Source organism: Saccharopolyspora griseoalba (genome assembly GCF_042665275.1).
GTDB lineage: Bacteria > Actinomycetota > Actinomycetes > Mycobacteriales > Pseudonocardiaceae > Saccharopolyspora > Saccharopolyspora griseoalba.
Window position 1 is genome coordinate 105,702 of sequence record NZ_JBHTCJ010000014.1, and the last position, 24,474, is coordinate 130,175.

17 protein-coding genes and 1 pseudogene are annotated in these 24,474 nt (G+C 69.4%); 12 read left to right on the forward strand and 6 right to left on the reverse strand.

The window, feature by feature from the left end; translation table 11 throughout:
• Positions 1–153 precede the first annotated feature (153 nt).
• The 5 genes from ACFQRI_RS22805 (at position 154) to ACFQRI_RS22825 (ending at position 5,398) form a co-directional block, all read left to right on the forward strand.
• A complete protein-coding gene (locus ACFQRI_RS22805; protein ID WP_380671860.1) occupies positions 154–576 on the forward strand; it encodes a RidA family protein in 423 nt (140 codons plus the stop codon).
• Complete coding sequence (locus tag ACFQRI_RS22810) at positions 573–1,250, forward strand: DUF1028 domain-containing protein (protein WP_380671862.1); 678 nt, start codon at positions 573–575, stop codon at positions 1,248–1,250. Before ACFQRI_RS22805 ends, ACFQRI_RS22810 begins: the two co-directional genes overlap by 4 nt.
• Complete coding sequence (locus ACFQRI_RS22815; protein ID WP_380671864.1) at positions 1,247–2,377, forward strand: M20 family metallopeptidase; 1,131 nt, start codon at positions 1,247–1,249, stop codon at positions 2,375–2,377. Before ACFQRI_RS22810 ends, ACFQRI_RS22815 begins: the two co-directional genes overlap by 4 nt.
• Before the next feature lie 58 nt (positions 2,378–2,435).
• A complete protein-coding gene (locus tag ACFQRI_RS22820) occupies positions 2,436–3,842 on the forward strand; it encodes an aspartate ammonia-lyase (protein WP_380671866.1) in 1,407 nt (468 codons plus the stop codon).
• 170 nt (positions 3,843–4,012) lie between these two features.
• Entirely contained in the window at positions 4,013–5,398 is a 1,386-nt protein-coding gene (locus ACFQRI_RS22825) for an MFS transporter (RefSeq protein ID WP_380671868.1), read from the forward strand.
• Positions 5,399–5,757: 359 nt separating this feature from the next.
• Here the strand turns inward: ACFQRI_RS22825 and ACFQRI_RS22830 are convergent.
• Together ACFQRI_RS22830 and ACFQRI_RS22835 are read right to left on the reverse strand one after the other, a co-directional pair.
• Positions 5,758–7,040: pseudogene (locus ACFQRI_RS22830) on the reverse strand (hydroxyacid-oxoacid transhydrogenase).
• A 238-nt stretch (positions 7,041–7,278) separates the two neighbouring features.
• Positions 7,279–8,646, reverse strand: coding sequence for an aspartate aminotransferase family protein (locus tag ACFQRI_RS22835; protein WP_380671870.1), 1,368 nt, complete (start codon positions 8,644–8,646; stop codon positions 7,279–7,281).
• A gap of 274 nt (positions 8,647–8,920) precedes the next feature.
• Between ACFQRI_RS22835 and ald the strand changes: the two genes are divergently transcribed.
• The 4 genes from ald (at position 8,921) to ACFQRI_RS22855 (ending at position 13,774) form a co-directional block, all read left to right on the forward strand.
• Positions 8,921–10,036 carry an alanine dehydrogenase gene (gene ald, locus ACFQRI_RS22840; protein WP_380671872.1) on the forward strand — a complete coding sequence of 372 codons (1,116 nt, stop codon included), beginning with the start codon at positions 8,921–8,923 and terminating at the stop codon, positions 10,034–10,036.
• Between the two features lie 90 nt (positions 10,037–10,126).
• Entirely contained in the window at positions 10,127–11,611 is a 1,485-nt protein-coding gene (gene pdxR / locus ACFQRI_RS22845) for a MocR-like pyridoxine biosynthesis transcription factor PdxR (RefSeq protein ID WP_380671874.1), read from the forward strand.
• A 272-nt stretch (positions 11,612–11,883) separates the two neighbouring features.
• Complete coding sequence (locus ACFQRI_RS22850; protein WP_380671876.1) at positions 11,884–12,558, forward strand: phosphonatase-like hydrolase; 675 nt, start codon at positions 11,884–11,886, stop codon at positions 12,556–12,558.
• A gap of 184 nt (positions 12,559–12,742) precedes the next feature.
• A complete protein-coding gene (locus ACFQRI_RS22855; RefSeq protein ID WP_380671878.1) occupies positions 12,743–13,774 on the forward strand; it encodes a phosphotransacetylase in 1,032 nt (343 codons plus the stop codon).
• Positions 13,775–14,139: 365 nt separating this feature from the next.
• Here ACFQRI_RS22855 and ACFQRI_RS22860 read toward each other — a convergent pair whose 3' ends face one another.
• From ACFQRI_RS22860 to ACFQRI_RS22875, 4 genes are all read right to left on the reverse strand, one after another.
• Positions 14,140–15,702: an APC family permease gene (locus tag ACFQRI_RS22860; protein ID WP_380671880.1), complete on the reverse strand. Its 1,563-nt coding sequence runs from the start codon at positions 15,700–15,702 to the stop codon at positions 14,140–14,142.
• A 394-nt stretch (positions 15,703–16,096) separates the two neighbouring features.
• Positions 16,097–17,800, reverse strand: coding sequence for a cobaltochelatase CobT-related protein (locus ACFQRI_RS22865; protein WP_380671882.1), 1,704 nt, complete (start codon positions 17,798–17,800; stop codon positions 16,097–16,099).
• A 61-nt stretch (positions 17,801–17,861) separates the two neighbouring features.
• Positions 17,862–18,842, reverse strand: coding sequence for an AAA family ATPase (locus ACFQRI_RS22870; RefSeq protein ID WP_465269732.1), 981 nt, complete (start codon positions 18,840–18,842; stop codon positions 17,862–17,864).
• A 58-nt stretch (positions 18,843–18,900) separates the two neighbouring features.
• Entirely contained in the window at positions 18,901–19,710 is an 810-nt protein-coding gene (locus ACFQRI_RS22875) for an IclR family transcriptional regulator (protein WP_380671884.1), read from the reverse strand.
• 173 nt (positions 19,711–19,883) lie between these two features.
• Here ACFQRI_RS22875 and xsc point away from each other — a divergent pair, with 173 nt between their 5' ends.
• From xsc to ACFQRI_RS22890, 3 genes are all read left to right on the forward strand, one after another.
• A complete protein-coding gene (xsc, locus tag ACFQRI_RS22880) occupies positions 19,884–21,692 on the forward strand; it encodes a sulfoacetaldehyde acetyltransferase (RefSeq protein ID WP_380671886.1) in 1,809 nt (602 codons plus the stop codon).
• A gap of 355 nt (positions 21,693–22,047) precedes the next feature.
• The gene (locus ACFQRI_RS22885) at positions 22,048–23,160 is read left to right on the forward strand and encodes a sulfite oxidase (RefSeq protein WP_380671888.1); all 1,113 of its coding nucleotides are present in this window, start codon (positions 22,048–22,050) and stop codon (positions 23,158–23,160) included.
• A gap of 266 nt (positions 23,161–23,426) precedes the next feature.
• On the forward strand, positions 23,427–24,152 hold the full coding sequence (locus tag ACFQRI_RS22890) for a sulfite exporter TauE/SafE family protein (RefSeq protein WP_380671890.1): 726 nt from the start codon (positions 23,427–23,429) through the stop codon (positions 24,150–24,152).
• The last annotated feature ends 322 nt before the right edge of the window (positions 24,153–24,474 follow it).

Consider the following 24,474-nt stretch of genomic DNA (forward strand, 5'->3'; position numbering starts at 1 on the left):
GGCAGAGGCGGAGCGGTCCGGGGGTGGAGTCGCATCAGAATTTTTGATGCATTGGTACTGAAACATCTACTGGACAGAAGGCGGGCGGCGGGGACAGGGTGAGGCCGGTAGGTCGCCGATCCGTCCGAGAACTCCCGCCAGGAAAGGTCCGACGTGACTGTTCATCGCCGCATACGCCCGTTCAACACGCGCGACACCTACCCCGAGCAGAACCTCGACAACGACCTCTGCCAGGCCGTCGTCGCCAACGGCACGGTCTACGTCCGCGGTCAGATCGGGCAGGACCTCGACACCAGCGAATCGGTGGGCATCGGCGACGCCGCCGCCCAGGCCGAGCAGGCCATGGCCAACATCAAAACGCTGCTCGAAGAAGCGGGCAGTCGGATGGAGCACCTGGTCAAGCTCACCATCTACCTCATCGACCCCCGATACCGCGAGGACGTCTACCGCACCGTCGGTCGCTGGACGAGGGGCGTGCACCCGATCTCGACCGGCGTGGTGGTCTCCGCGCTCGCGCGGCCGGAGTGGCTGTGCGAGATCGACGCCATCGCGGTGATCCCGGAGGAGGAGCAGTGACGTTCTCGATCGTGGCCCGCGATACCTCCGGCGGCGCAGTGCGTTTCGGCATCGCGGCCAGCTCCTCGAGCCCCGCCGTCGCCGCGCGCGTCGCGCACCTCAGGCCCGGCGTCGGAGCCGCGGCTTCGCAGAACATCACCGACCCGCGGCTCGGCGGTCGCCTCCTCGACCGGCTCGCCGAGCACGGCGACGCCGCGCGAGCCATCACCGAGGTGACGTCCGCGGACGACATCGAGTACCGGCAGCTGACCGCGCTGGGCCGGACCGGGCCGGGCGTCGCCTACAGCGGTGCCCGCACGTTGGGCACCCACGGCTCCGCAACCGCGGACGGTGTCGTGGCGGCGGGCAACATGCTCGCGGGCGAGCACGTCCCGCGGTCCATCGTCGAGGCGTTCACCTCGGAGTCCGGAGAGCTGGAGCAGCGGCTCGTCGCCGCGCTGCGAGCGGGTCTGGACGCCGGGGGAGAGGAGGGGCCGGTCCGCTCCGCGGGGCTCGTCGCGGTGTCCGATGTGGACTGGCCGGTGACCGACCTCCGGGTGGACTGGGACGAGGACCCGATCGGCCGGCTCGCCGAGCTGCTCGACGTGTGGCTTCCGCAGCGCGACGACTACGTCACCCGAGGCCTCCACCCGGGTTCCGCGCCTTCCTACGGCGTGCCGGGAGACGAGTCGTGACGGCGCTGAAAGCCGCAGCTCGCACCGAGATCGAACGGCACGCCGACGAGCTGGTCCTGCTGTCGGAGCGCTTGCACGCCGATCCCGAAACCGCGTGGGAGGAGCACCGCGCCGCTGCGGCGGTCCCGGAGCTGCTCGACCGCGCCGGATTTGCCGTCACACCGGCCTACCTCGGCTTGGAGACGGCGTTCCACGCGAGCTTCGGCACCGGGCCCAGGCGCATCGCGCTGTGCGCCGAGTACGACGCGCTGCCCGGCCTCGGCCACGCCTGCGGCCACAACCTCATCGCGGCCGGTTCGGTGGGCGCTGCGCTAGGGCTGGCCGCCGTCGCCGACGACATCGGGGCGACCGTGGAGGTCTACGGCACGCCGGCCGAGGAAGGCGGTGGCGGGAAGGTCGAGCTGCTCGACCGCGGGGCCTTCGCCGGTGTGGACCTGGCGATGATGGTGCACCCGGCGCCCGTGGACGTCGCCGAGGCGCGGCCGTTCGCCGTCAGCCACTCGAAGATCTCCTACACCGGAACGTCCGCGCACGCCGCGGCCTACCCCGAAGCAGGCGTCAACGCCGCCGACGCGTTCACCGTCGCCCAGGTCGCGATCGGTCTGCTGCGCCAGCACATCCCCGCCTCGGCGAGGGTGCACGGCATCGTGACGCACGCGGGCGAGGCGCCGAACGCGGTTCCCGAGCACGCCACCGGCCGCTGGTACGTGCGCGCCGAGACCCTCGCGGAGCTCGCCGAGCTGGAACCGCGAGTGCTGCGCGCCTTCGAAGCCGGTGCGCTGGCCACCGGTTGCGAGCTGACCGTCGAGCCGGAGAGCAAGCCCTACGCCGAGTTCCGCGCCGACGAGGCGGCGCTGGCGGCCTACCGCTCCAACGCCTCGCGCCTGGGGCGCGAGTTCGCCCCGGACGGCACGGCATCGCGCATGAATCGCGCCTCCACTGACATGGGCAACGTCTCCCAGGTGGTGCCGGCGATCCACCCCTACATCGGCGTCGGTTCGCTGCCCGCGATCAACCACCAGCGCGAGTTCGCCGCGCACTGCGTCGGCGGCGTCGCCGAACGGGCACTGCTGGACGGCGCGATCGCGCTGGCGTGGACCGGAGTGGATCGGGCGACGGGCTCCTGACCGCTCCGAATCCGCCGCCCGGTCCGCACCCTGTTCCCACCTTCCCGGGAGGACGACGATGTCCCTCGCCTCGACCCGCACCGAGCACGACATGCTCGGCGAGATCAGCGTGCCCGCTGAGGCCTACTACGGAGCCCACACCGCGCGCGCCCTCGTCAACTTCCCCATCACGCGGGAAACCCTCGCCGACCGACATCACCTCGTGGTGGCGCTGGCGACGGTCAAGCAGGCCGCGGCGGCGGCCAACGCGGAGCTCGGCGCGCTCGATCGCACCAGGGCCGAAGCCATCGCGGAGGCGTGCACCGAGATCAGGAGCGGCAGGCTGCACGACCAGTTCGTCGTCGACCTGATCCAAGGCGGCGCCGGGACCTCGACGAACATGAACGCCAACGAGGTCATCGCCAACCGCGCCCTGGAACTGCTCGGGCACGAGCGAGGAGACCACCGCGCGCTCCACCCGCTCGACCACGTCAACCTCGGGCAGAGCACCAACGACGTCTACCCCACGGCGGTCAAGATCGCCCTCGACGGCCACCTCGGCGAGCTGCTCGCGGTTCTCGCCGAACTGCGCGAGGCGCTGGCCGCCAAGGCGACCGAGTTCGCCGACGTGATCAAGATGGGCCGCACCCAGCTGCAGGACGCCGTGCCGATGACCTCGGGCCAGGAGTTCGGCGCGTTCGCGGCCACGCTCGGCGAGGACGAGCAGCGCCTCGCCGAGGCCCGGTCGTTGCTGCACGAGCTCAACCTCGGCGGCACCGCGATCGGCACCGAGCTCAACGCGCGCCCGGGCTACCGGGAGCGCGCGATCGCGCACCTGCGCGACCTGACCGGCATCCCGACGCTCGTCTCCGCGCCCGATCTCGTCGAAGCGACCCAGGACGTCGGCGTCTTCGTCCAGCTCTCCGGCGTGCTGAAACGGGTCGCGGTCAAGCTGTCCAAGATCTGCAACGACCTGAGGCTGCTGTCCTCGGGACCGCAGGCCGGGCTCGGCGAGATCACCCTGCCAGCTCGACAGGCCGGTTCGTCGATCATGCCCGGCAAGGTCAACCCCGTCATCCCCGAGGCGGTCAACCAGGTCGCCTTCGAGGTCGTGGGGAACGACGTCACGGTCACCCTCGCCGCGGAAGGCGGGCAGTTGCAGCTCAACGCCTTCGAACCGATCATCGTCCGAGCCCTGACGTCCGGGCTCGATCACCTCACCTCCGCGATCGGCGTGCTCACCCGGCACTGCGTTCGCGGCATCACCGCCCGCCGGGAAAGCCCGGCGGACGCCGTGGCCACCTCCGTCGGCCTGGTGACGGCGCTGAGCCCCGCCCTCGGGCACGAAGCGGCGTGCGCCATCGCGCTGGAGGCCCACCGAACGGGTCGGCCCGCGCTGGAGCTGGTGAGGGAGCAACAGCTGCTGACCGAGGAGCAGCTCGGCGCGCTGACCACACCGCAAGCCCTCACCCGGGGCCCCGGGTGATGCCGGGCTGCGCGGTGAGGTCGCTGTTGCAGCCTCATCAGGCCCGCATGTCGGCCCAGGTCGACCATTCTGCATCTGTCTGATCGATGCATTGCTTTGATTATTTCTTCTTGTTAGATGCCGAGGCTCGCTTCTAGCGTCATCCGAAAGCCGGTCCGAGGAGGCCACCCATGACCGCACACGAATCCGCCCCGGGCGGGGAGCTGACCGACGCGATGGCCGATCCCGCGATGCTGCGCCGGAGCGTGGCAGCAGGCGCGGTCGGCGTGTTCGTGCACTGGTTCGACTGGGCCGCCTACGCCTACCTCGCGAGCACGATCGCCGCGGTGTTCTTCCCCGCCGGTGACGCGACCGCCGGGCTCCTCGCCGTGTTCGGGGTCTTCGCGGTGTCGTTCGGCATCCGGCCCATCGGAGCACTGGTCTTCGGGCCGCTCGGCGACCGGATCGGACGCAAGCGCACGCTTTCGGTCGTCATCTTCGTGATGTCCGGCGCCACGCTCGCCATCGGCTTGCTGCCCGGCTACTCGAGCATCGGGATCGCCGCTCCGCTCCTGCTGGTCCTCCTGCGCCTGCTGCAGGGCTTCGCCGCTGGTGGTGAGTTCGGCAGCGCCGCGAGCTTCCTCGCCGAGTACGCCCCGCGGCGGCGCCGCGGGTTCGGCGTCAGCTGGCTCGAAGTCGGTTCTCTGCTGGGCTTCCTCGCCGGCTCGTTCGTCTTCCTGCTGCTGTCGGTGGGCCTCTCGGAGGAGCAGCTCTCCACCTGGGGCTGGCGGATTCCCTTCCTCATCGCAGCCCCGCTGGGCGTCATCGGATTCGTCATCCGCAACAAGATCGAGGACACCCCGGAGTACCGCGCTCTCGAGGCGACCGACAACGTGCCCCGCAGCCCGGTGCGCGAGCTCCTCCGCAACAACAGCAAGCAGCTGCTCCAGGCCGCCGGCCTGATGACGATGATGCACGTGCCGTTCTACGCCGTGCTCACCTACCTGGTCACCTACGAGACCGACCACCTCGGCCACTCCTCCGGCAGCGCGGCAGCCCTGTCCACGGTCATCTCCCTCCTCGGGCTGGCCCTCGTCCCGGCGTTCGGCCACCTGTCCGACCGGCTCGGCAGGAGGCCGGTCCTGATCGGCGCGGGCATCGCGCTGTTCGTCCTCGCAACACCCGCCTACGCGCTGATGCGCACGGGCGTGGTGGGCACCTGGGTCGGCGGGCTCGCGCTGGGCGTCGTCCTCGCCGCGATCCTGGGCACCTACGCGGTGTGGTCGGCCGAGGTCTTCCCGACCCGCACCCGCCAGGGCGGCCTGTCCATCGCCTACAACCTCACCGCCGCCCTGTTCGCCGGGACGGTCCCGTACCTGATGACGGTGCTGATCTCGCTCACCGGCAGCACGCTCGTCCCCGGCCCCTACCTCATGGTCGCCGCCGTGATCGGCCTGATCGCGGCCTTCTCCCTGCGCGAAACCGCGGGCGACCCGCTGCTGCAGGACGAGGACCTCGCCGGCGAGCCCACCCGCGGATCCGCGACGGACGCGGTGTTGCCCGAGAACTCACGCTGAGGAGACCAGCGCCCCGGCGTCATCCGCGACGCGGCACCAGCTGCGACGGCAGGAGGGATCGTTGAGACGGCGCCGGTGGCGTCTCTGATCACGATTGCGTCCCGTGGTCGACCGACGCGAAGCCGCATCGACGAGACCGACGCGTTCGAGCACGCGCATTTTCGCAGTTCTCGCGCTGTGATCAGGTGTCTGCTGAGGTGGATACCGCTGCATGGCGATCACCGTTGCCGGTGGTGGTGTGGCCGGTGCGCAGCTGCGGTCGGGGGCCCGCTTCGCTCGGCTGCTGGCCGACGGAGATCGAGCCATGTCGAAAGCCGGGGGACGGCAGGCGATCTGCGTGGCCGCAGCGTGCGCGCTCGCTACCAGTTTCGAAGCGATTCCCGGAAGATCCCCTCGGCCGCATCGGGGGTGAGCCGACGGGGAGCCACTGACAGCTGGCGGGATTGCTTCATCGTTCCGTCGACCAGCGCGTCGAGATCGGACTCGGTGAAGCCGAACGCGCCGATACCGTTCGGCATGTCGATGTCCCGCATCAGATCTGCCAGAACGCGCGGCAGCGCTTCTGCCCCCTCGGAGGGATCGACGGGCCGTCCGGCGATGAGCGCGGCCGCGCGCAGGTGCCGTTGCGGGTCGGCCGCGAAGGTGTAGCGGAAGGCCGCCATCGCGGTCGAAGCCACGGCCTGGCCGTGCGGGACCATCGGCATCGAGGGGTAACCGTCGGCTTCATACCCGCGCGTGCTTCCGGAAATGGGGTAGGAATTGGCGTGCGGGATGTGAGTGCCCGCGTTCCCGAAGCCCATTCCGGTCACGGCCGAGGCGAACGCCATCGCATAACGAGCGTCGAGGTCGTGGCCGTTGTGGACGGCGTGGCGAAGGTGCTTCCCAATCGATTCCATGGCCTTCTCGCACCACGTGTCGCTGATCGGGTTGGCGCCGCAGAAGGCAGCCCGCGCTTTCGCTCCGGGGAACGGCGGACGGGCGTCGAAGGACACCGCCGTGTAGCTCTCCAGCGCATGCGTGAGCACGTCCATCCCGGAGGCAGCCGTGACCTGCGGCGGCATGCTCACCGTGGTGATCGGGTCGACCACCGCCAGATCGGGGCGCAGTCGGGGATGGCTGACCCCTGCCTTGAGGCTGTGCTCGAGGAGGTCGACGACGCAGATCGTGGTGGATTCGGAGCCGGTCCCGGCGGTGGTAGGCACCGCCACCAACGGCTTGAGCGGGAGCTCGGGAGCCTTGCCGGCTCCGACGGGGGAGCGATGTGGTCCATGAGCGTGCCGGGCTGCGTGGTCAGCAGGTTGACGGCCTTGGCGGTGTCGATGGCCGACCCGCCGCCGACCGCGACGTAGCCGTCCCAGTTCCCGCTGCGGGCGAACTCCACCGCCGCCGCGATGCTGCTGTCGGTGGGTTCGATCGTGACGCCGTCGAACAGGTCGGCCGAGACCCCGGCCGCTTTGGCGGAGTCCACGACCCGGTCGGGAACACCGGTCGCCAGCACTCCTGGGTCGGTCAGGACGAGCACCTCGCCCACGCCGAGCGATTGGAGGTCCTCGCCGATCTCGGTGATTGCGCCGGGCCCGAACTTCAACGGCGGCGCGGCCCAGGTGAACACGGATTCGGTGGGGTGGTCGTACGCAGGCATCGCAGCTCCCGAATTTCGGCGGCAGTTCGATCGGTGAAATGGGATTCCACTGCTCGGGTGGCGTAGATCGCGCTCAGCGCCACCGTCGATGGGGCTACTTGTGATCTCGCGTGCTCAGCCCCGTGCGGTCGTTCTTCCGGTCACGGGCGGGACCGCGCTTCTCGGCCAGATGCAACGGAGTCGATCGAGGCGGGCGGGGGTGGGTACGTCCGCCCGGACGTACCCACCCCGGCCGGGATCAGGCAGGCACCGCGGCCTCGACGTCGGAGAGCATCCCGTCGATGCCCGCCAGCAGTTCGCCGAGGACTTCCTCGTCCGAGATCAGCGGCGGCGAGACCATGAGCATGGTGGCGCCGCGGTCATCCCCGCGCAGGATCACGCCGGTGCGATCGAAGGCATTCGGCAGGACTTCGCGAAGAACTCGCGTGGACTGCTCGTCGGTGAGTTCGCGGCCCGTGCTGCTGTCGGCCGTCAGCTCGACCGCGTAGAAGAGCCCGGTTCCGCGAACGTCCTTGACGCACCGGTGCGCGCGTTGAAGGGATTCGAGCCCGGAGCGGAGCTGGGGTCCGCGTTGCTCGACGTTGGGGAGGATCGACTCCTCGCGCATCGCGTTGATCGTGGCGGCGGCGACGGCGGTGGCCACCGGATGGCCACCCCACGTGGCGCCGTGGGTGAACCCCGCTCGGTTGCCTTGGTCGAAAAGCCGCTCGATCACCGGCTCGCGGACGACGACACCGCCGAGGGGGGCGTAGCCGGCGGTCGACCCCTTCGCGAACGTGATCAGGTCCGGGGTGACTCCGTAGCGGGCGCTGCCGAACCACGAGCCGAGGCGTCCGAAGGAGCAGATGACCTCGTCGGAGACCAACAGGATGCCGTGCTCGTCGCAGATGCGGCGCAGTTCGGGCCAGTAGCCCTCCGGCGGGACGAGTGCGCCTCGCCCGTTCTGGACGGGTTCGGCGAAGATCGCAGCGATGGTCTCCGCGCCTTCTTCGGCGATGACCCGCTCGATGCTGCGCACGCAGTCCAAATCCGCGGCCGGGCCGCAGTCACCGGTCAGCCCCAGGGTGTTGGGCACATGCCGGACGCCCTCCAGCAGCGGCTCGAACGGTGCTCGGATCTTCGGGATACCGGTGACCGACAGCGCCCCCATGGTGGTGCCGTGGTAGGCCATGTTCCGGCTGATGATCTTGGTTCGCTGGGGCTGCCCGTTGCTGCCGTGGTACTGGCGGGCGAGCTTGAGGGCGCTTTCAACGGCCTCGGAGCCGGAGTTGACGAAGAACGTCGTGGTGAGGTCGCCGGGAGCGAGTTCGGCGATGAGCGAGGCGGCCTCCACCGCAGGTGGATGGGCCGAGCCCCAGTTGGTCGAGTAGGGCAGCAAGTCCATCTGCTTGCTGGCTGCCGAGACGATGTCGCCACGGCTGTGCCCGAGGTTGGCGCAGAACAGCCCCGACAGCCCGTCGAGGAAGCGGCGCCCCTCGCTGTCGAAGAGGTGGCAGCCCTCGCCGCGCACGAACACGGGCATCTCCGCAGCGCGCCAGCGTTGTCCGCGTGTGAAGTGCGGCCCGAGATGACGGCGGGCCTTATCTCTGAGCTCTGCGGTGTCCACGCTTCCTCCTTCGTTGGCTGCGGACGGTCGCGGCGCGTCGGCCCTGGTGATCGGGAACGCTGCCGCCACCTCCCACGATGCTCAGCTCGGACGGCGCGGGGCAGAGCCAGAAGGCGGGCGTTCGGAGGGGCCAGCCGACTCGCGGCTGGACCCATCGGTGCGGCACGTTCTGGTGCTTCTCGCGGTTCCAGCAGGTTCGTCAGCCTTATCCCACCCCGCATCGCGGGGATAGCTCTTCCAGCTGGAAGCCGACGACAGGGCAAGGGAGTGGCAGATGAAGATCGGTGTTCCGCGAGAACTGAAGAACCACGAATACCGGGTCGCCGCGACGCCGGCCGGCGTGTACGAGTTGATCTCGCACGGACACGAGGTCGTGGTCGAACGCGGGGCCGGCGTCGGTTCCTCGATCTCGGACGACGAGTACGCAGCGGCCGGGGCGAAGGTGCTGGAATCGGCTGACGACGTGTGGGCGCAGGCCGAACTGGTGCTCAAGGTCAAGGAACCGATCGCCGAGGAGTACGGCCGGATGCGGCGGGATCAGGTGCTGTTCACCTTCTTGCACCTGGCGGCGAGCGAGCAGTGCACGCGGGCGCTCCTGGACTCAGGTGTCACCGGCGTCGCCTACGAGACGGTGCAGCTTCCGGACGGGTCGCTGCCGCTGTTGTTCCCGATGAGCGAGGTGGCCGGGCGGCTGGCACCGCTGGTCGGAGCGCAGTCGTTGATGCGCGTCAACGGCGGGCGCGGAACCTTGCTGGGCGGTGTTTCCGGCGTGCGTCCGGCACGCGTCGCCGTGCTCGGCGCGGGGGTCGCGGGGATGAACGCGGTAGCGGTCGCCGCGGGGGTGTGGGCCGACGTGGAGCTGCTGGACAAGAACGTCGACAAGCTGCGCGCTGCCGACCGGATGTATCAGGGACGCATCCGCACGACCACCTCGAACAGCTACGAGGTCCAGCGTGCGGTGACCGAGGCGGATCTGGTCATCGGCGCCGTGCTCGTGCCGGGCGCCAAGGCACCGAAGCTGGTCACCAACGAGCTGGTGTCGCGGATGAAGTCCGGCAGCGTGCTGGTGGACATCTCGGTCGACCAAGGCGGCTGCATGGAGGACTCGCGACCGACCACCCACGACGCACCGACTTTCCAGGTGCACGACTCGGTGTTCTACTGCGTGGCCAACATGCCCGGCTCGGTGCCGAACACCTCGACGTACGCGCTGACCAACATCACGCTTCCATACGTCGTGGAGATCGCGAATCGGGGCTTGAAGGAAGCGGCGCGTGTCAGGCCGGAACTCGCCAGCGGGATCAACGCGGTTCGCGGCCACGTGACCAACGAGGGCGTGGCCGAGGCATTCGGGATGGGTTGCACTCCCGCCGAGCAGCTGCTGACCTGAGTGCGGCGCGGCACCGGGCGGTGGGCACGCGACCGCAGTGCGATCTGTGCCCCGCTCGGTACGTGCCCGGGAACGCCGGGAGGGACCGCAATGCCGCGAACGCTGATCGAAATCGACAGGACGTCCGGGGAACCGCTGTACCAGCAAGTGCGCCGTGCGATCGAGCACGGCATCGCGGTGGGCACGTTCGATCCGATGCACCGCCTCCCGAGCTCCCGGGAGCTGTCCGAGCAGCTGGACGTCTCGCGGAACACGATCAACTTGGCCTACCAGGAGTTGATCGCCGAGGGATTCGTGGACAGCCAGGAGCGGCGAGGCTTGTTCGTCAACGCGGAGATGCGTCAGCACTGCACCGCTCAGGAACACGACACCGTGCCGCGCATCGACTGGTCGAGCCGGATCCGGCGGCCGCCGGACTCCGAGGTGCCACACATCCGCAAGCGCACGAACTGGCACGAGTACCCGTACCCGTTCGTGGCCGGGCAGGTCGATGTCAGCGCGTTCCCGTCCCGGTCGTGGTCGCGGTGCCTGCGCGACGCGCTCTTCCACCCGCACGTCTACCACAGCCTGCAAGACGGCGTGGACGCGGACGACCCGATGCTGGTCGAGATGATCCGGAGACACCTGCTGCCGTCGCGGGGGATCGAGGCGGACCCCGAAGAAATCCTGGTCACCGTCGGGTCGCAGCAGGGTCTGGACCTGCTCAGCAGGGTGCTGCTCGGGCCGGGCCAGACGGTGACCACCGAGGACCCCGGGTACCTGGATGCCCGGCACATCTTCCTGCGCAGCGGGGCGACCGTGTGCGGGGCGCCCGTTGACGGTTCCGGGATGCGACCGCCGAAGTCGTTGCGGGACACCGATCTGCTGTACGTGACGCCGAGTCACCATCACCCGACCAACGTGACGCTGGGGATCGGTCGCCGGCACGAGCTGCTGCAACGCGCGGCGGAGAGCGGAACGGTGGTCGTCGAGGACGACTACGACAGCGAGTTCCGCTACCAGGGACGCCCCACCCCGGCCTTGAAGGCGCTGGACAGCAGCGGCGACGCGGTGTACCTGGGCACGTTCTCGAAGTTCCTGTCACCGGGGCTGCGGCTGGGGTACCTGGTCGGGCCGCCACCGCTGGTGCAGGAGCTGCGGGAGGTTCGCCGGTACGTGTGTCGGCATCCGTCGGGACACCTGCAACGAGCCCTCGCGCTGCTGATCGATTCGGGCGAGTACCTGCGGTCCCTGCGTCGCTACCGGTCGCGACTCCTGCGCAAGTGGGAAGCGGCGTGCGCGGGCGTGGCCCAGCACCTGCCGTGGCAGCAGTCGGCGTTTCCGCCGGGCGGCGTGAGCCTGTGGATGACCGGCCCAGCCGACCTGGACTGCCGCCGGTTGGTCGATCGCGCCGCGGAGCACGGGATCCTCGTCGAGCCCGGGGACATCTTCTTCATGGATCCCGAGCGCGGCCGCAACCACTTCCGCATCGGTTTCGCCGCCATCTCGCGACGCAACATCGATGAGGGTCTGCGGCTGCTCGGCGAGGTCACGGACGAGGAGCTCGCCGCGGCTCGGGCGCCCGAGGCCGGGTAGTTGGTCCCTGCTGGTCGACGTCGCCTGGACCTACCGGGCGGGCACGATCCGCGGTTGCATCGTGGTCGGGGACACGGCTGTTCCGCGCTTCCCGGCGTCGCGCGGGACGTCGGCGGAGCCGGTCGGGGCGCGCACCGGTCGATCTCGATCGTGGCGAACGCCGTGGGCCTGGTCGGCGCGAGCGCGTTTGCGCCCGGTCCGCGACGTGACGCGGTCGCGCCGGCGGAGTTCCGAGCAGACCGAAGAACTGATGCGGACGTGGGAGAGGCGACGTGGGAGAAGGAATCGAGCTCGTGGTGCTGGACATGGCGGGGACCACGGTGCGCGACGACGGTCTGGTCGAGCGGGCGTTCGACAGCGCGCTCGACGACGCCGCGGTGCGGGTGGGTACGGCCGAGCACCAGCGCGCCCAGCGGTACGTCTGGGAGACGATGGGGCAGTCCAAGATCGAGGTGTTCTGCGCGCTGTTTCCCGGCGAGCCGGATCGCGCCCGGCGCGCGAACGCGGTTTTCGAGCGCTGCTACGACGATCTGGTGGCGCGCAGCTGCGAACCGGTCGACGGAGCTGAGAACGCCATCGGCTCGCTGCGGGACGCGGGCGTTCGGGTCTGCTTGACGACGGGGTTCGCACGTGGAACGCGCGAGCGGCTGCTGGAACGGCTGGGGTGGAGCGACCTGGTGGACCTCGTGGTGGGGGTCGAGGAGGCGGGCCGGGGACGGCCCCATCCGGACATGATCCAGACCGCCGCGCGGCACTTCGGGGTGATCGATCCGCGGCGGGTGGCCGTGGCCGGCGACACCGGCTACGACGTGCTCGCCGGGACCCGGTCCGGCGCGAGCGTGGTCGCCGGGGTCCTGACCGGCGCCCACGACGCGCGGACGCTGACCGAGCACGGTGCCACGCACGTGCTCGAATCCGTCGCCGACCTGCCCGCCGTCGTCAGCTAGGCGTTCTTCAAGGGGCACCGGGGTCGGCAGCGGATCCGCGGCAGGTCCTCTGCTGAAACCGTTCTCGGGGCAGGACGACTTCGAAAACCCTGAGACAGTTCCGCCTTCTCGAGCGGTGGTTTCCGTCCTGCAACCCCTCTTTCGCGATTTCCGAGCCGGTGGGGCTTTCTCCGTCCTGGAAGGGATGTTCGTGATGGTCGAGGGCGTGATGCGTCCGGCAGCATCCGATGCCGCGGGATGCGGCGGTGGCGACGCGCTGTTCGAGCAGTGGCAGCAGGTGGTGCGCGGAAGCGGTGCGCGCGTCGCCCTTGCCGACGGGGAGGACCCGCGCGCCGTGGAGGCGGCCCTGGAACTGCGCGCGCAAGGGCTGCTGGCACCCAGGCTGGTGGGTCGACGGGACCAGATCCTGGATACGACCCGCGAAGACGTCCCCGAAGATCTGGTGCTCGACGTCGACGAGCTGGCGACCGAGCCGTTGGTCCGCGCGGCACTCGAGGAGGCCTTCACCGGCAAGCCCGCTGAGCAGCAGCGCGCTGCGGCGAGTGACCCCGTTTTCCTGACCGCGGCGGCCCTGCGCGCTGGGCTGGTGGACTGCGGTGTGGCCGGTGCCGCCCGCCCCACGGCAGACGTGCTGCGCGCGGGAATCCGAGTGGTGGGACTGCAGCCCGGTGTGCACACCTTGAGCAGCAGCTTCGTCATGGTGCTGCCGGACGGGAGCGCGTTGACCTTCGCCGACTGCGCCGTGGTCCCCGACCCGGACGAGCACCAGCTCGCTGACATCGCGGTCGCCGCTGCGGGAACCCACCGGTCCCTGGTGGCCGCCGACCCGGTGGTCGCGATGCTGTCGTTCAGCACGCACGGCAGCGCGGAGCACGACGTGGTCACGACGGTGCGGAAGGCCACAGGCCTGGTCCGCCACCGTCTCCCGGACGTGCTAGTCGACGGGGAACTGCAGTTCGACGCCGCGGTGGTCGAGGCGGTCAGCGCGCACAAGGCCCCCGGTTCATCGGTAGCGGGACGCGCGAACGTCCTCGTCTTCCCGAACCTGGGGGCGGGCAACATCGGTTACAAGATCACCGAGCGCTTCGGCGGGGCCCGCGCCCTCGGCCCCATCCTGCAGGGCCTGCGGGCCCCTCTCAACGACCTCTCCCGGGGATGCACCGCGTCCGACATGGCGACCCTCGCGGTGGTCAGCGCCGTGCAGGCGTTGCGCTGAGGGAGATGTTGCGGCCGGCGGAGCGGGCTCCGACCCCGCATGCCCGGTGCCGTCCGGCCATCGATCTCGGTGTGGCGAGAACGAGCGGTAGAACCCGCTCCCGCAGCGAGATCGCCGCCTCGCACCTGCCATCGGTTTCCGCGTCGTGCGCACAGCCCCGCCCGATCACTCGGTAGCGGACTCCTCGGCATTCCCTGCTGGTTCTCGCCCGCGTCACACGCGCTCGCGGCCGAGAACTCCGGGCCCGGCCCGTCCTCACCCGATCCGCGACGTCGCTGCGCAGTCGGCTGTCCGCCTTCAGGCGAGGAAGACTGGGCCGGTGCCGCCCCCGCGGGGACGGCACCGGCCCAGTCTTCCTCGCGCCATCACGGGGGAGGATCCGCGGTTCCGGTTTCCACCGGAGCAGGACTGGCCGTCGTCGATCGCTCAGCTCCTCCGCGTTCGATCCGCGGCTCCGGAACGCTGGGCCCGTCGTCAGGGGCGTTCGCGTCCAGGATGAGGTGGTCCATCTCCTGATCGGGGATCTGCTGGATCGTTCTCGCCCGCACCAGGTAGAAGGCGACGCCCAGCACGGTCCACGCGATCAAGGCGACCCAGGACGGCAGGCTCAACGCTGCGGGCGATATCGGGAGGAGGAGAAGGCCGAGGAACGTGATCCCGAGCAGCGTCCCGAGCAAGCTCAGGAACTTCTTCACCGGGGCAACGGCGGGAGTGGTGGGAATCCGGGCCGTCGCGGCGGCCCCGGTGCTGCGCCACTGGAACAGGCGGTAGGCGACCACGCAGGTGTAGGTGTAGGCGATTGCGACCCCGGCGGCGGACATGTCCACGATCCACAGGAGAGCCTGCCTCCCGAACCAGGGTGTGATCAGACAAACCACGGCCGTGAAGATGATGCCGGCCGCAGGCGTGTTGAACCGCGGGTGCACTCGACCGAAGAAGCTCGGCAGGATGCGCGCCCGCCCCATGGAGAACATCAGGCGGCTTGCGGCGACGTAGAACCCGTTGAGCCCGGTGAAGATTCCCATGCACAGGGCAACGGAGAGGACGAGAATTCCGAGTGCCCCGAACAGTCCAGCGACGGCGTCGGCGGTTCCCCATGCCGCGTTCGATGCGACGAGGCTCCTCCAGGGCATGGCCACCGCGGTGGCCAGGACCATCATGGAGTAGAAGAGCGCCGCTGCGAGCAGGGCGAACACGATCAGCCGGAACGCCTTGCTCGGTGCGAAGTTGAACTCCTCGGCCGCCTGCGGGACGTTGTCGAACCCGACGTAGGCCCACGGCGCGATCGCGACGATCGCGAGTACGGCGGACCAAGGCGGGATGTCCGGTGCGAACCAGGGCAGGGCGTTGCTCAACGTGGTACCGGGGTGAACGAGGACTCCGATCGCGAGCAGCACCGCTCCGACGATCATGGTCAGCACGAACACGAACTGCACCTTGCCGGACACCGTTGAACCGCGCACGTTGAGCACGGCGAACAACACGAGAGCGACGGTGGTGATCAGCACCTCGCCCAAGTGGACGTCCCAGCCGGCGATCTCGTACATGCGTCCCCACTCGACGAGAGCGGGCGCGGTGAACTTCGCGAGCACGCCGAGGGCCGATGCGTTCAACGCGACGATGGAGAAGTACCCCAGGGCCAGGAACCAACCGCACGCGTACGCGTGGGTTCGCCCGAATCCCAGGTATGCGTAGGCGAATTCGCCACCTGAAACCGGAACCTCCCGGATGAGGAACCCGTAGCTGACGGCGATTACGATCATGAGCGCGCCGCCGATGAGCAAGCCCAGGACGGCTCCCAGCGGTCCCGCGGTGGCGATCCACTCGGTGGGCAGGACGAAGCTGCCCCATCCGACCGCGGAACCCAGCGCGATCGCCCATACCCATTGCGGTCTCAGTGTCTTGGAAAGCTGCGCTCGTTCTTCCACGAGTTGCTCCTTCCGGCTGCTGCACCGGGATGACGCCGGTCATCGACAGGTGCGGGTAGTGCCCGGTACCGGTTCGGCCAGTCAGCCGTGTTCGGCATTGACATCGGGACGAGGGACCGCGTGTGGATTTCACGTCGCGGACTGCTCGGCAGGTGCCCGGAGGGTCCGTGACTGCTTGGTCCGCGATGCCGGACTCGGTCGCCACGTTGTGTGTTGCGGGTCATAGTAGGGACGACGAGCCCCCGGGGCGGAGGTCCAGTTCGCGGGAAAGTGAGCGAGCCAGAACCGCGCGCCGCAGGCGCCGCACTGGGAAATTCGGCCCGCGTGCCGGGCGCGAGAGCTCGGGACGCGACTCCGCGGTGCGCGGGAGCCGGACCCTCCGGTCGTGCGGTGACTACCGGCGCCGCGCGCCGGAGAACATCCCCACGATCTCGGCGAGCACGCCGTTGCTGACGCCCCCGGACAGGTCCAGCGCGTGCGAGCGGCCGTAGTGGGCGCTCAGGTCGAGACCAACACCCAGCCCGTGGATGCGCACCGATCCTGCCCGTTCCTCGAGCCGCACCACCTCGGCGAGGTGCTGGTCCAGGTAGTGCGCGTCGTTGGTCATGTGCGTCGCGCTGTCCATCGGGCTGCCGTCGGAGATCACCACGAGGAACCGGTTCTTCGCGGCTTGCTGACGAGCGCGGTCGCAGGCCCAGGTGACGGCTTCACCGTCTACGCCTTCCCGGTAGAGATCGGTCTTGAGCAGCGCAGCGATGTCGGGACGTGCCCGGCGCCAGGAGGTCTCCGCGCTCTTGAAGACGAGGTGGCGGCGCTCGTTGAGGCGCCCCGGGTGCGGCGGGCGGCCAGCGCGCCGCCAGTCCTTCACCGCGCGGCCACCGTTCCACGCCCCGGTGGTGTAACCCAGGACTTCGCTGGTGCAGCCGATGCGCTCGAGCGCTCGGGCGAAGACGTCGACGAGGCCCGCCACGGACTCGGCGTGCTGCTTCATCGATCCCGAGCAGTCGACGAGGAAGGTCAGCAGGCAGTCGGTGACCGGTTCGACGCGCTCGGTGCGGAACAGGCGCCTCTCGACCGGAGTCGCGATGAGTTGGGCGAGCCGACGCCCGTCCAGACGTCCCTCTTCGTGGGCTCCGTCCCACCCTTGGACGGCGGGCTCGGCGAACAGAGCCTGCAGCGCACGAGCCAGCCGCGCGGGGTTCAGTCCCCGCGCGGTGATCACGCGGTCGAGCTGCCGCCGGTACTGGGCGAGCAGTTCCGGACGCACGAGCGAGGACGCTGCCTGTTCCCGGTCGTAGGCGGTGGTGAACACCCGGTACCCCTCTCCCGCGTTGAACGCGCGGCTCGGGCGGGTGTCGGCCGCGAGCGCAGGCGCGGACGCATCCTCCTCGTCGTCGATGAGCGTCATTCCCGCACGGACCGCGTTGCGGTGGCGGACGTCGGCGCCCTCTCCGCCGGCACTGCGCAACATCTCGTCGACGAGGCCGGCGATGGCGAGCGCGTGGTCGGCGTGGCGAGGTTGGTCGCGACGGTGTCGACGGAGCCCAGCCAGGTCCTCGCCCATCCTGGTGGCCAGGTCGGCTCGAGCGCTCTCGATGACCTCCTGCGTTTCCGCCACGACGGGCTGGCCGGTGACGCGCGCCCGGCAGACCTGCGCCACGGTGTAGAGCAGCAGGCCGCGAGCGGTCTCGGTCAGACCGCTGCGGTGGAATTCCAACGACCACGCGACGTGCCGATGTCGCAGGTTGGTGACGATGCCGGGCAGGTGCTCGGGGGCCAACGCCTCGACGCGGAACTGCTCCAGCATGTCGAAGACCAACCGGGGGACGGGCTCGGCGGGGCGAAGCGCCCGGTGCAGCTCGGGATCGGAGTGCCGCACGCGCAGCGCCAGCCCGTCCGCGGCACCCCGGAACGATCCGAGACCGTCCCCGGGGCCCGGGTGCAGGTGCGGAGCGTGGACCGCCAGCCGGATGTGCCCGCGGTGCAGCCTGCCACCGCGGAACCGCAGGTCCGGGTCGCCGGTCAAGGCGCGGATGGCGGCGGCGCAACGTTCCTCGACGTGCTGCTGGTGTCGGGCGTCATCGGTCGTGCTGTTCACGGGATGCCTCGCGAGCTCGGACTTCGGCGACGTACCGGTTCGGACAGGGGCGCACCCGGTCTCACGCTGCGGTTCCCAGCTGCCCGGACTCGTCGAGCTCCTGGTCGAAGCAGCGCTGGAAGCACTCGGCGATCAGCGGTCGTTCCGCCTCGTCGCACTTGTTGAGGAACGACAACCGGAACGCCAGAGCGGTGTTGCCGAAGACCTCGACGTTCTCCGCCCAGCTGATCACGGTGCGGGGTGACATGAGGGTCGACAGGTCACCGACTCGGAAGGCCTGGCGGGTCAGGTCGGCGACGGCCACCATCGAGGAGACGAGGTCGCGCCCGGCCTCGCTGCGCAGCTGCGGCAGGCGCGCCAGCACGATGGCGATCTCTTCGTCGGCGGGGAGGTAGTTGAGGGCGGCGACGATGTTCCAGCGGTCGATCTGGGCGTGGTTGAGGCGCTGCGCCCCGTGGTACAGGCCGTTCAGATTGCCGAGGCCGACGGTGTTGGCGGTGGCGAACATCCGGAAGTACGGATGCGGGGTGAGCACCCGATTCTGGTCGGTCAGGGTGAGCTTGCCGTCGCGCTCGAGCAGCCGCTGCAACACGAACATCACATCGGGACGACCGGCGTCGTACTCGTCGAGGACCAGCGCCACAGGCCGTTGCAGGGCCCAGGGGACGACGCCTTCCTGGAACTCGGTGACCTGCTGCCCCTCGCGCACCACGACGGCATCGCGGCCGACGAGGTCGAGCCGACTGATGTGGCCGTCCAGGTTGACGCGCAGGCAGGGCCAGTTCAGACGCGCCGCGACCTGTTCGATGTGGGTGGACTTCCCGGTGCCGTGCAGTCCCTGGACGAGCACCCGCCGGTTGCGGGTGAACCCGGCCAGGAGCGCCCGGGTGACGTCGGGGTTGAACCGGTAGTCGGCGTCGATGTCGGGCACGTGCTCGTCGGCTTCGCGGAAGGCGGGCACGACGAGATCGGTGTCGAGCCCGAAGGCTTCCCTCGCGTTGACCGTGGTGTCGGGGCGGGCGAGCGTCATGCTGGTGTCCAATCGGCGGCTCCCCCGCGTTCAGGGCGGGGGAGGAATCGGTCCCGGTGCCGGCGGCGGATCAGTCTGCGGGGGAGCCCGATCCCTCGGACTCGATGCGGCCGATGGCCTCGGCGGCCTCGCGCAGGGCGGGGACGAGTTCCGGGGCTCGTTCCGCGGTGAGGCGCATGACCGGTGCCTGCGCGGCCACGCACAGGTTGGACCGGTTGGTGCCGGTCGGGATGAGCACCGCGGCGCACACCAGGCCGGGGAGGAACTCCTCGTCGTCGATGGCGAACCCGTCGTCGTGGACGCGCTCGAGCTCCTCCTCCAGCTGGTCGAGCTCTGTGATGGTCGTGCGCGTGTACTGGGTGAGGGGTGCGTGGGCGAGCAGTTTGCGGCGTTGCGCGGCCCCGAGCTGGGAGAGGATCATCTTGCCGCTCGCGGAGCAGTGGATGGGTACCCGGGAGCCCGGCCGCAGGTAGAAGCGCAGCGGCTCGGGCGTTTCGACGCGGTCGAGGTAGACCACCTCGTCCCCGGACAGCGCCGTGATGTTGCAGCTCTCACCGATTCTCTCGACGAGGTTTCGCAGCACCGCGTGTCGTGCGCCGTGCTGAGTGGAGTTGAGCAGCAGGTTCTCGGCCAACCGTCGCAGGCGGCTCCCCGTCCCGTAGTGGCGGCCGTCGGCCTGGCGGATCAGCAGGCCGCCGCTCTCGAGCTGTTGGAGCATGCGGTGCAGGGTTGGCTTGGGCATCCCGGTCTCGTCGACGAGCCCCTGCAGGGAGACGAACTCGTCCTTGGCGGCGATGAGCTCCAGCAGTGCGAACAGCCGCATGGTGGGGGTCTCGCCGCGGAGCTCGGCGGCTGCCTCGACCTCACGAATCGGTTCCATCACGACAGATCCTACCGACGTACCGGAAATCAGTACACCTTGTTCGACTTAACGGTACGAGCGTTGACTCCAGCGCGCTGGCGGCCTACCGTCGTGTCTTGATTAAAGGGACGTGGCGTACCGAATCTTGGTACAAGCCGCCTGTTCCAGCTTCCGGCACGAGAGGAGTCCCAATGACCGACAACACCGACGGGGCGAGCCGGGCGGTCGTCTCCGGCCAGCAGCGGATGACCCCTTCCGAGGCATTCGTGGAGACGATGGTCGCCAACGACGTCACCGACGTCTTCGGCATCATGGGCTCGGCGTTCATGGATGCCATGGACATCTTCGCGCCTGCCGGGATCCGGCTGGTTCCGGTGGTGCACGAGCAGGGCGCTGGGCACATGGCTGACGGCTACGCGCGGGTCAGCGGCCGGCACGGTGTCGTGATCGGGCAGAACGGTCCCGGCATCAGCAACTGCGTGACGTCGATCGCAGCGGCGTACTGGGCGCACAGCCCTGTGGTGATCGTGACGCCGGAGGCGGGGACCATGGGCACCGGTCTCGGTGGTTTCCAGGAGGCCAACCAGCTGCCCATGTTCCAGGAGTTCACCAAGTACCAGGGGCATGTGAACAACCCCGCCAGGATGGCCGAGTACACGGGACGGTGCTTCGACCGGGCCCTGTCGGAGATCGGGCCGACCCAGCTCAACATTCCGCGCGACCACTTCTACGGCGAGATCACCACCGAAATCCCGCAGCCGGGCAGGCTCGACCGGGGACCAGGAGGGGAGCGGAGCCTGTCCGAGGCGGTCGAGCTGCTGGCCGAGGCGGAGTTCCCGGTGGTGATCTCCGGCGGTGGTGTCGTCATGGCCGATGCCGTTGACGAGTGCCGGCAGCTCGCCGAGCGGCTGGGCGCTCCCGTGGTCAACAGCTACCTGCACAACGACTCGTTCCCGGCGAGCCATCCCCAGTGGTGCGGCCCGCTGGGATACCAGGGTTCGAAGGCGGCCATGAAGCTGATCTCGCAGGCCGACGTCGTCGTCGCCCTGGGAACCCGCCTCGGACCGTTCGGCACGCTCCCGCAGCACGGCCTCGACTACTGGCCGACCGATGCCAAGATCATCCAAATCGACGCCGACCACAAGATGCTCGGCCTGGTCAAGAAGATCGCCGTGGGCATTTGCGGCGACGCCGGCGCCGCCGCGGGAGTCCTGACCGAGCGGCTCGCCGACCGCGAGCTGGCGTGCGACGCCACCCGGGAGCAGCGCGCCGCCACGATGCGGGCGGAGAAGGAGGCCTGGGAAACCGAGCTCGACGAGTGGACTCACGAGACCGACCCCTACAGCCTGGACATGATCGCCGAGCAGGAGCAGGAGGAAGGCAACTGGCTGCACCCGCGCCAGGTGCTGCGCCAGCTCGAAAAGGCGATGCCGGAGGACGCCATGGTCTCCACGGACATCGGCAACATCAACTCGGTGGCCAACAGCTACCTGAGGTTCGAGCGGCCACGCAGCTTCTTCGCGCCGATGAGCTTCGGCAACTGCGGCTACGCGCTACCGACGATCATCGGGGCCAAGGCGGCCGCCCCGCATCGCCCCGCGATCGCCTATGCCGGTGACGGCGCGTGGGCCATGAGCATGGGCGAGATCCTGACCGCCGTCCGCCACGACATCCCCGTCACGGCGGTGGTGTTCCACAACCGCCAGTGGGGTGCGGAGAAGAAGAACCAGGTGGACTTCTACAACCGACGGTTCGTCGCGGAGGAACTGGAAACCGACAGCTTCGCCAAGATCGGCCAAGCGATGGGGGCCGAGGGTGTCGTGGTGGACAAGCTCGACGAGGTGGGCCCCGCACTGCAGAAGGCCGTGGAAAGGCAGATGAACGACGGGGTCACGACGGTCGTGGAGATCATGTGCACCCGCGAGCTGGGTGATCCGTTCCGCCGGGACGCCCTGCGCAAGCCGGTGCGGTACCTGGACAAGTACCAGGATTACGTCTGATCGGCGTCGACGCCGGTCGGGTCGGTCCCGTCACCCTTCGCGGGCGGGACCGGCCAGCCACAGCGGGGTCTCCGGGACGTTCATCCAATTGGGGCGGAGCTCGTCGTGTCTGGATTCGCCGATCGCCCCGGTCCTGGTTCTCCCCGTCGATCGCGGAAGTCGACAAGTTCAAGGGAGCCGGAACGACTGCGCGCTGGGAAGGGCCAGCTGCACGACGGCCTGGGGCGCAGAACGACCGATCCGACTGCCATCTCGCTGTCGGCCTCGTTGGTCGAACTCGACCGCGTTCGAGCACAGATCGAAATTTCCGGAACGTCACGCGAATGGATAGTCATTCGAGGGAGAGGAGTCAGGTGTGGCCGAGCGAACCGCGACGATGTGGGGCAAGAGCCACGACGTGACCGTGCATCAGAGCGATCCGTTCAACGCCGAGTCCTCCTTGGCCGTGCTGGTGCAGGAACCGGTGACCAGCGCCGAGGACTTCTACGTTCGGAACCACGGTCCCGTCCCCGAACTGGATCCCCGGCTCTGGCGACTGTCGGTCGAGGGGATGGTGGAACGCTCTCTCGAGCTGTCCCTGGAAGACCTGCAGAACCGCTTCGAGCACCACGACGTCGCAGCTACCCTGCAGTGCGCAGGCAATCGTCGTTCCGGGCTCGCGAAGGTGCACGACATTCCCGGGCACCCGTGGGGCCCCGGGGCTACTTCCACGGCGACCTGGACCGGAGCGCGACTCGCCGACGTGCTAGCGGCGGCCGGTGCGGAGAGCGGCGCCCATCACGTCGCGTTCGAGGCGCCGGACATCGCTCCGGAAGCCATGCCACCAGAGCGTTTCGGGGCTTCCATCCCGATCGCCAAAGCCCTTGGCAACGAAGTGCTGCTCGCCTGGGGGATGAACGGGCACCCCTTGCCGGCCGTGCACGGAGCGCCCGTTCGCGTGGTCGTTCCCGGTTACATCGGCGCACGCAGCGTGAAGTGGGTAGAACGAATCAGCGTGCAGGAACGGCCGTCGCAGAACTTCTTCCAGAGCACCGCGTACCGCCTGCTGCCGCCCGGCATCGATCCCTACAACGCCCCACCCGGTGATGGTCTCGCCCTCGGCCCGTTGGCCGTGAACTCCGCGATCCTGACCCCGGACGACGGCGCTGTGCTGCCCGCTGGGCCCACCGCGGTCACCGGGTACGCGCTGTCCGGCGACGACCGCGGCATCGCCCGCGTTGACATCTCGCTCGACGGAGGACGCAGCTGGCAGCAAGCGGACCTCGACGAGCCGCTCAGCCCGTGGTCATGGACGCCGTGGCGGATCACTCTCGACTTGCCGCCCGGCGATGTGGAGATCATCGCGCGAGCTTGGGACACTTCGGCTGCCGTGCAGCCCGAACACGAAGCACCGCTCTGGAATCCCAAGGGCTACTTCAACAACGCGTGGTCCCGCATCAACCTGACGACGACCGATCGGCCGGGGTGAGCCGTCAGCACGTTCTGGCCGACGGCGAACGCGCACGCGCGATCTCCGGCATCAGCAAGCGTTCGGTTCGCGGCACGCTCTCTGCTGCGCTGCCGCTCACTCGCCGCGAGCGGGCACCTGAAGGGTGCGACACCGGGCACGATGCCCTTGTGCGGGGATGACCGCGGCGCCACATTGGTCGTGCCGTCGCGGATCTCCGGCCGCACCGCGCTCCGCGAGTCGCCGCACGGCATCGACGGCATGCTCGAGAGCGTGGAGGCGACCGGATGACCACCGTGATCTTCGGAGGCATCGGTATCGTGGCCGTTGCGGCGCTCCTCGGGGGCATGACCGGATTCGGATTCAACATCATGGCCACACCGGCGCTTCTGGTGCTCGGCGTCGCGCCATCTACGGCGGTCGCCGTCACCTTGACGATCGCGCTGGTCACCCGGGCCCAGGTGGTCTACCGGCTGCGAGGGTTCATCCGGTGGCCTCGGGCGTTGCCGCTGACCGCCGCAAGTCTGCCGGGGCTGCTGGTGGGCGCGGGGATCGGCGCCGCGCTCGATCCCGAATACCTGCGCCTGGGCACCGGCGTTCTGGTCCTCATCGCCGCGCCGATCATGTTGCTGACCCGCCCCCGCGCTCGGCACGGCTCGCCCGCGCGGTACGTGGTGTCGGGTTTCGCCGGCGGGGCCCTGGCCACCACGACCTCGCTGAACGGAATTCCACCGGCGCTCGGATTGTCCACCGACGCCGTCGACCAGCGCAGTTTCATCGCGGACCTGGCGGTGTACTTCGTGCTGAGCAACATCGCCGGCCTGTCCATCCTGCTCGTCCGCGACGGGATGGAGCTGGCTCACCTCAGCATGCTCGCCTGGTGGTTGCCGTGCGCGTTGGTGGCCAACTGGGCTGGGACCACGCTGGCGCCGCGGATCTCGCCAGCGAAGTTCCGCCTGATCACCTGCGGCTTGGTAATCGCTGCCGGCGTCGCAACTCTCACCTCCGCGTGAGGGGCAAGGGGGCCCTCCGCTGTCTCGTGCGGGGTGGTTTCGTCGCGTCCACCTCGCGGGCGCGCGTGGCGGGCACTGGCAGCTGCGGACTGGTGGGGGACTCCGGTCCGAACAGATGCGGAGACCACTCGCCACGACGTGCGCGCACCGTGACCAGGGGTCGGGGCTGTGGCTCGGGCGTCGTCGACGGGCCACGCCCCTAGGGGGTGTCCTCAAAGTGGGTGTGGGTGGCCTGGTTTGATCTTGGTTGATGGTGAAAAGGCATGAGTTGACTGATGAGCAGTGGCAGGTCATCGAGCCGTTGTTACCGGCCTCGGGCGTG

Coding starts and splice junctions, on each gene's coding strand:
- ACFQRI_RS22820 (WP_380671866.1), top strand. CDS start 2,436: ATGTCCCTCGCCTCGACCCGCACCGAGCACGACATGCTCGGCGAGATC.
- ACFQRI_RS22825 (WP_380671868.1), top strand. CDS start 4,013: ATGACCGCACACGAATCCGCCCCGGGCGGGGAGCTGACCGACGCGATG.
- ald (WP_380671872.1), top strand. CDS start 8,921: ATGAAGATCGGTGTTCCGCGAGAACTGAAGAACCACGAATACCGGGTC.
- pdxR (WP_380671874.1), top strand. CDS start 10,127: ATGCCGCGAACGCTGATCGAAATCGACAGGACGTCCGGGGAACCGCTG.
- ACFQRI_RS22855 (WP_380671878.1), top strand. CDS start 12,743: ATGTTCGTGATGGTCGAGGGCGTGATGCGTCCGGCAGCATCCGATGCC.
- ACFQRI_RS22875 (WP_380671884.1), bottom strand. CDS start 19,710: ATGGAACCGATTCGTGAGGTCGAGGCAGCCGCCGAGCTCCGCGGCGAG.
- xsc (WP_380671886.1), top strand. CDS start 19,884: ATGACCGACAACACCGACGGGGCGAGCCGGGCGGTCGTCTCCGGCCAG.
- ACFQRI_RS22890 (WP_380671890.1), top strand. CDS start 23,427: ATGACCACCGTGATCTTCGGAGGCATCGGTATCGTGGCCGTTGCGGCG.